General features: G+C 34.8%; 6 protein-coding genes and 3 pseudogenes. 4 read left to right on the top strand and 5 right to left on the bottom strand.

The features are described from left to right. Positions 1–477: Abi family protein (locus SPD53_RS19200; protein ID WP_336253512.1), on the top strand; the 477-nt coding region annotated here is incomplete at its 5' end. 516 nt (positions 478–993) lie between these two features. Here the strand turns inward: SPD53_RS19200 and SPD53_RS19195 are convergent. From SPD53_RS19195 to SPD53_RS19175, 5 genes and pseudogenes are all read right to left on the bottom strand, one after another. Beyond that, positions 994–1,266 carry a hypothetical protein gene (locus tag SPD53_RS19195; protein ID WP_336253511.1) on the bottom strand — a complete coding sequence of 91 codons (273 nt, stop codon included), beginning with the start codon at positions 1,264–1,266 and terminating at the stop codon, positions 994–996. A 98-nt stretch (positions 1,267–1,364) separates the two neighbouring features. Then, positions 1,365–1,733: pseudogene (locus SPD53_RS19190) on the bottom strand (competence protein ComK); the annotation flags it as partial. A gap of 416 nt (positions 1,734–2,149) precedes the next feature. Then, positions 2,150–2,980, bottom strand: coding sequence for a DUF6119 family protein (locus SPD53_RS19185; RefSeq protein ID WP_336253510.1), 831 nt, complete (start codon positions 2,978–2,980; stop codon positions 2,150–2,152). Positions 2,981–3,221: 241 nt separating this feature from the next. Next, positions 3,222–4,255: pseudogene (locus SPD53_RS19180) on the bottom strand (IS30 family transposase). Between the two features lie 1,329 nt (positions 4,256–5,584). Then, entirely contained in the window at positions 5,585–5,746 is a 162-nt protein-coding gene (locus SPD53_RS19175) for a transposase (RefSeq protein ID WP_442946250.1), read from the bottom strand. Here SPD53_RS19175 and SPD53_RS19985 point away from each other — a divergent pair. From SPD53_RS19985 to SPD53_RS19165, 3 genes and pseudogenes are all read left to right on the top strand, one after another. Further along, the gene (locus SPD53_RS19985; protein WP_442946249.1) at positions 5,714–5,803 is read left to right on the top strand and encodes a DarT ssDNA thymidine ADP-ribosyltransferase family protein; all 90 of its coding nucleotides are present in this window, start codon (positions 5,714–5,716) and stop codon (positions 5,801–5,803) included. The genes SPD53_RS19175 and SPD53_RS19985 overlap by 33 nt on opposite strands. Before the next feature lie 97 nt (positions 5,804–5,900). After that, complete coding sequence (locus SPD53_RS19170; RefSeq protein WP_336253509.1) at positions 5,901–6,215, top strand: macro domain-containing protein; 315 nt, start codon at positions 5,901–5,903, stop codon at positions 6,213–6,215. Then, a pseudogene (locus SPD53_RS19165) lies at positions 6,166–6,751 on the top strand (type II toxin-antitoxin system antitoxin DNA ADP-ribosyl glycohydrolase DarG); the annotation flags it as partial. The gene SPD53_RS19170 and the pseudogene SPD53_RS19165, both read left to right, overlap by 50 nt.

Here is a 6,751-nt window from a genome sequence, read left to right as displayed (position 1 = left end):
ATCTGGGTATTATTTGAAGTCATGACATTCGGGGGATTTGTAAAGTTTGTGGAATATTATTATACCCGGAAAAACAAGCCACCAAAATATAAAGAATTACAACAAATATTAAGGTATGTTAAGAATATACGTAACACAGCTGCTCACAACAATCCTATCTTAATGGATATAACAAAGGTAAGCCAGATTATTCCTCAGAAGATTATAAAGCCAATTACCATTTTTACTAAAAAAATCAAAGGACTATCTCATCGGTCAAGGACAAAAAGATTATCCAATCGAAAGGTGCATGACTTGACTGTGCTTATTTATGTACACTACTCTTATATCACGAGTGAAGGAATAAAGAGTGCACGTTATGGAGATTTAAAGGCTTTATTAAAGCGTACTAAGAGGTTAGAACATGCATATACTAATCATGACTCCTTAATCGCGGTATATAAATATTTTAAAAAGCTAATTGACTTTATAAGTTGATTGGTGTAGTATACTGTATAAGGAAAAAATCGGTTCGCCCGGTTTGCAATAGCGGGGTCTTACTTCGCTTAAGTTTATCGTTTAAGCACCTGTCAATTGACGGGTGCTTTTATTATAAAAAAATGACCATTTCATTGGATGTTTTTTCATTACCTGAACAGCTGATTATCTTTATTGAATCTATAAAAGAGAAAATTTGTGAATTATATGAAGGAAATGTAAAATTTGACAAATAATAAAAAGTATGATATAATAGTTGCATTTGAGTAATGGGGGCAAATCCCACTGCATCGAGTGTCTTAGTTAATTTTTGGTGTCTGCCACCATCCGAATTTTATCAAATTTTGTCGATTCGAATATATATTTTTAAAGCTAGGGGTACTGCAGATCCTCTTAGCTTTATTTTTTTATTAATTTCAGGTGCCAGGCACACCACCGAATTATACAGCATCACTTCCATCTCCTTACCCTCTATTTACATTCTCCCAAGAAAAAAGGCACCCACAAAGAGATGCCTCAATGCGCACTATTGTCTAGTATTTCAATTAGTTGTTCCTCTGCTTGTCGTTGCGCTTCTTCTAAGGTATCTGCCTTTGCATAAATCAGATAATCCCTTATATGCGGCGGTTCTTCATCGAATAGCGATAGATAGACTTCGAAATGATGTTCATAAGAAAATAGGATGAAATTTAAAGAATCATTTTCGTAAATCATGATACCGGCATCGTAATCAGAAGCACCTTTACCAAAATCGTCATTCTCCATTAATTTGTCTAATTTTGATTGCATAAAATCCCTCCAACCCTTACTTCGACAAGAGGGGATGAAATCCTTCTTTTTCCCTATGTTTTTTTGCTTCCGGTGCTTTCCTATCGCTTTCGTTCTATCTAAACAAACTGCTGCTCCAGCCCAATGGTAAACACATACCTGCACACCTCAGTCCGATCCAATTGCTTCTGTAGCGTATGCTGCGAAACTTCTAACTCAAATTGAAATCCGCTCCAAAACACAATCAGCGATTTTCCTTTCGTGCTGTCCTCTATAGCTGAAATCTGCTGCACATGATTCGCAAAAATCCAGATACAAGCATGGTCCTTAATCGCATGGGTAGGGAAGGCGTAAATATCAAAACGGACGCTGACCGGAATTGGGACTCTTCGTTTAAAACCAGTCTGCTTCATCACGGATTTCCTTCTACCATCGAATGTGGCGCCGTATTTGGAACAAGCATGTTCCATTAGTTCCAGCGCTGTTCTTTTGACGAAGAATTACCTGTCCTGTTCGATGACAATTGCCTCATACTCCATGTGTGTTGCAGGTAAAAGCATGCTTGTTCTCGGGTTAATCAAATAGTCTTCTACTACTTCGAATTTGTTCATTGTCATTAGCCTCCAAATAAAAGACTTTTGTTTACGTTTATAATTGTAGGCTAACTTTGGAAATATCCTTCAAAATTGAATTATTACACTTTTTCCCTGGTATTCAGTAGTATAATCCAATAATTTTAATAACGGAATTCTTTTTTCTGGATTATCTTTAGATTTAATGGAAACTTTACTTATATTATCACAACCTATCTCATTCAGTTTGCTGCCAATATCTAGAATATTAAAAGATATTTCATGTTTCCTTCTCTCGTAAATTAGCTCCACACTTGAGTTTGTGGGCTCAATTAATATTTCTCCGCTATCCTCAATGAAATACGATAGAGAAACATCATTTTGGCTTTTATTTTTCCTAGCAACTCTCTATTTAAGTCACTTATTTTATATGCGGTATCTTGATTTTCCTTTAATATAGAAATTCTCGGGAAACTCTGTTTCCTATTTTCATTTTCATTTACAGAAATATAATGTACTTCAAAAACTAAGTTTACAATTTCGTCTGGTTTATATTCACCTACATTTATTTTTAATGCTGTACCAAACACAACTCTATCTAGATAATCTTTAATAATCCAATCCTCATACTTCGGGTCGATTTCCATCTTTCCAATTACAACCTCATTACTCTCACCTATTTCATTCGTAACAACCGTGTTCTCGTTATACTGCGTTAAGGATCTACTTTTTGTCTGCTTAAAAAACTTTGCAGATTTTAGATCAATTGAATTCCCTCGGATTATCATTTCGGCAACGTCTAACCCAAAATCCATATCAGCAATTTTATTAGTATAATGGTGACCTCTCCCCAAAGAAATACCGTATACTTGGTTCTCAATTTCTATAACAATTACACCAAAGGCAGATTCCACAGTCTTTTTAGAATTTTCCGTACTCCCGAAATACTCGAACCAGTATTCGTACCAAGATATAGTTTGTTCATTAGAATCTAAACGGAAATAAAAATCTAAAGTTAACTCTGTAGTGATTGTTTCACCACCTATATTTTTTTTGATAATTTGTGTTCTTGTTTCTCCTACTTTTTTCATATTGTAATGGTCAGATAAGACACCTAAGAAGTTATTTCTAGTAGTATCTAATTTATAAATGCTGATATCCACCTTTCCCACCACCCTTTTAATAATAGATAATAATTTTGCTCTTTTCGTTATTTTACTGGATTTAATAAAAAATGTGCGAGAGAATATATCAAATATACTATAACTCTCCCATTCGTCTAGGTATATTATATCTCTGATATAAGACGTTATTATTAAAATAACCTAAATTGCAATATTAAATGCAACACTTTATGTGAAACCACTATATAAGGTTTTTATGTCAATTTGTTGATTGTGTGGCCTAGGCCACACAATCAACAAATTGCGCAAAATTTTCCTCCGGGGTCTCGTAGTTTAATATTTTCCGGGGGAATGTGTTCATCCAGTTGGCAACTTCTGCAATGTGCTGGTCCGAGTATGCGTGAATCGGTTGCCCTTTCTTTATAAAACGTCTGAGTAGCCCATTATGACGTTCATTCGTCCCTCTCTCCCAAGATGCATACGGATGCGCAAAATAAACATCTATTTCCATTTCTTTTCCCTGTGCGCTAAGTTCACTAAATTCGGATCCGTTATCAGCTGTGATGCTTTTAAATGTCTGTTAAACGTTTGGGTATTCCTGAAATATACCTTCTAAAGCATCCCTTACTCCTGGTGCGTTCTTACCTGGTATGCGTTGGACAATGGTCATACGAGTCTTTCTTTCCACAAGAGTTAGAAGTGCTTGGTCTTTAGATTTGTGGCCAAGAACAGTATCAATTTCCCAATGCCCGAACTCTTCACGTGTGTCAATTGATTCTGGTCTTTCTTCAATGCTCGTTCCAAGGACTTTCTTATTACCTTTTGACTTAGAAGACTTTGTTTTGCGACGTAGCTTCAAAACTAGGTCCATATTCTTCACTTTTAAATCACCGTTATCAATCCAGTTATATAGGGTTTTCGTGCAAGGAACGGAATCGAATATATTTTGTTTTTTTGCATGGCCCACAACAACGTCGGGTGACCAGTTGTCTTTCAATATTTTCTCCTCAGCGAATAATATGAATTCCCATGAAGCCATCAAGATAGTAGGAGCACCACAGTTTCTTCTGTTCTCCTCATAAACACGTGCACCAGCTCAGGAAAGTATTTCTTGTAGAGTTTACGATTGGTATCGATTTGTTCCACTGTACCCCGCTTTAGTTCTCGGGATATTGTACTGTGATCGCGTCCAATTTTCTCTCCAATTTCTCTTAAAGACAAACCTTGCTCCCTGTATGCAGCTATTTGTCCTCTTTCAATTTCAGTTAAATGTGTATAGCTTCGTTTTTTCGTGTTAGAATGAGAGTGAGTCATCGTGATTTACCTCCGTATGTTTATGGTTTTGGTCAACTTTAACTATACGTGGTTTCACGATGGCTTTCTATTTATTTAGCTGTTGCATTTCATTTTACAATGAAGCATTATTTTTCTTTTAACAAATTTACGAGTGAAGCTAAGATTGTAATATCAATAAATCGAATCGTAAGTGTATGTAATATGATAATTATTAATCCTAAATTATTTGATAAGAGACTATCTTTCATGTCTATGCCTATATCCGATAAAGGTGTTAAAAAGTGTTGAGAAAAAGCGAAATAATAAGATTCCAGTCCGTTATAAACAATATTACTATTTAAATTAAAAAACATGGTATAGATGAACTTGGTATAGAAAATGTCAGGAACAATTAATATAAAAAGTATACTGATATAAATAACAATAGTTTTTCTCTTCTGTGAGCCTATATATTTGAATAATATAAATACTAGAGTGACGATATAAACTGTAAAAAATACTACCCAAAAGATTACTAGTGCTTTAACATATTGTTCCTCAGAAAAGTATAGATAGTCTAAATTACCTGCTATTAGAATGCCTATTAAAATTATTAGTGCTATGAAACTACAAGGGTAAAACATTAATAATAAAACCAACTTGTCAAATGACTCCAATTTTAATTTGTGAATGATAATGGGAATTATAATACAGAGGATTATCAAGGAATATAGTAAGAAATCGAAGAAAGAATGGAATAGCGTTGCATATATGCCTATTAAAGCATAAAAGTAGGTCAACCAACTTAACTTTGTACTTGTCATTTTCGATAGAAATATTAAACTAATGAGAAGTCCAAAAATAGCTATCTTTATTAGACATAACAGGGATTGTACTATAAATCAGTATTAAAGTTGGTAAAAGTGTTATGATGGTTAAATTAATTTTCTTTTTCATTAAAAATGCTCCTATTCAATCGTAGGTTTACAATTCTATCAAAACCTAAATTCATTACTCTCTCCATTGAATATTGTGTTTCTTTTACGTTTACTTACAAGTGGCAACTGACTTTCACACAATATCTTTACCTTATCTTACCCTATGCAGGTATTCTTTTCAGCCAGTTAATATGGAAAAGCATAATAAATAGAAAGTCTGCATCTATTCTATATTTCCATATTACCAGAAATAAATTGAATAGTTAACTTATATTAGCGTCGGAGCAAGAGACCAATTTTGTGGATAATTGTAAGACTTTTTACTTAAACGACCACCTGCTAAAGCAGGTGGATTTGGACATAAATGTCGACGACTAAAATCGTTCTTCAGGCTGAAGTCCTGCTCAAAGCCCCTATGCTTAAGCACACTTCAAATTTGACTGAACTCAATCCTAAATATGTCGTTCTTTTCTTCACTAAATTGGTTTGCGATATAATTTCTAATTGTTTCTTCATCTACGTTTCCAACGGTTGCACAGAAATAGCCTCTTGCCCATAAATGCTGACCACCAATAGAAAAGCTAGAAGACAAGCTGAATTTTTAGTACATAACGAAGTTCCATTATCAGCATGTTTAGGGATTGCATGAAACGAAACAAAGGGTTAAAGAAATGCTTGAAATTACTGGTCTAACGTTACCAGTTGCTGTTCGTCGTCATTTTTATTTCTAAAGGGAGGTGGATGAAATGATTCAATCTGTGAAAGGAAACCTGCTTGAAGATTCAGCTGAAGCATATGTAAATACAGTGAATACAGTTGGCGTTATGGGGAAAGGAATTGCACTTCAATTTAAGCAAGCATTCCCTGAGGTATTTGACCAGTATGTAAAAGATTGTAAAAAAGGGCTTGTACAAATAGGGGTAATGCATGTAGCGGAAGTACAAGGGTTAGCCGCACCAAAGTACGTGATTAACTTTCCCACAAAAGAACATTGGCGTCATCCATCAAAGCTTGAATATATTCATCGATTTAGTAAAAGTTGTCCGGGATTTAGAAATTAAATCGATAGCATTACCTCCTCTTGGATGTGGAAATGGCGGACTAGAATGGAGTGAAGTACGTCCGTTGATTTTAGAGGCATTTCAACCATTAAAGGTAGAAGTACATTTATATGAACCAGCAGGTGCACCACCATTAGATAAAATGATCGTTCGAACAAAGAAACCAAAAATGACAATGGGTAGAGCTTTATTATTAGCAGCAATGTCTCGTTATGCTGGCCCCGGCTATCGAATGTCATTATTAGAAGTACAAAAGATTGCTTATTTCTTGTATGAAATTGGTGCATTACCAAAACTGAAATATGAGAAAGGCAAATTTGGACCATATGCGGACAATTTAAATCATGTACTTCAAGCAATGGAAGGACATTATATTAGAGGGTATGGAGATAGAACGCAAGGTGCAGAGATTTATTTATTAGATGGTGCGGCAGAAGAAGCGGAGCAATTTTTATCAACGGATAACGAAGCGAAAAGTTATTTACAGCAAGTAGCCGATTTGATGTATGGATTTGAAACCCCTTATGATCTAGAGT

It is taken from the genome of Oceanobacillus sp. MO10714A (assembly GCF_037072045.1).
Classification (GTDB): domain Bacteria; phylum Bacillota; class Bacilli; order Bacillales; family Amphibacillaceae; genus Oceanobacillus; species Oceanobacillus indicireducens.
The sequence above is the reverse complement of the archived record's forward strand: the minus strand, read 5'-3'. Positions and strand labels throughout refer to the sequence as shown.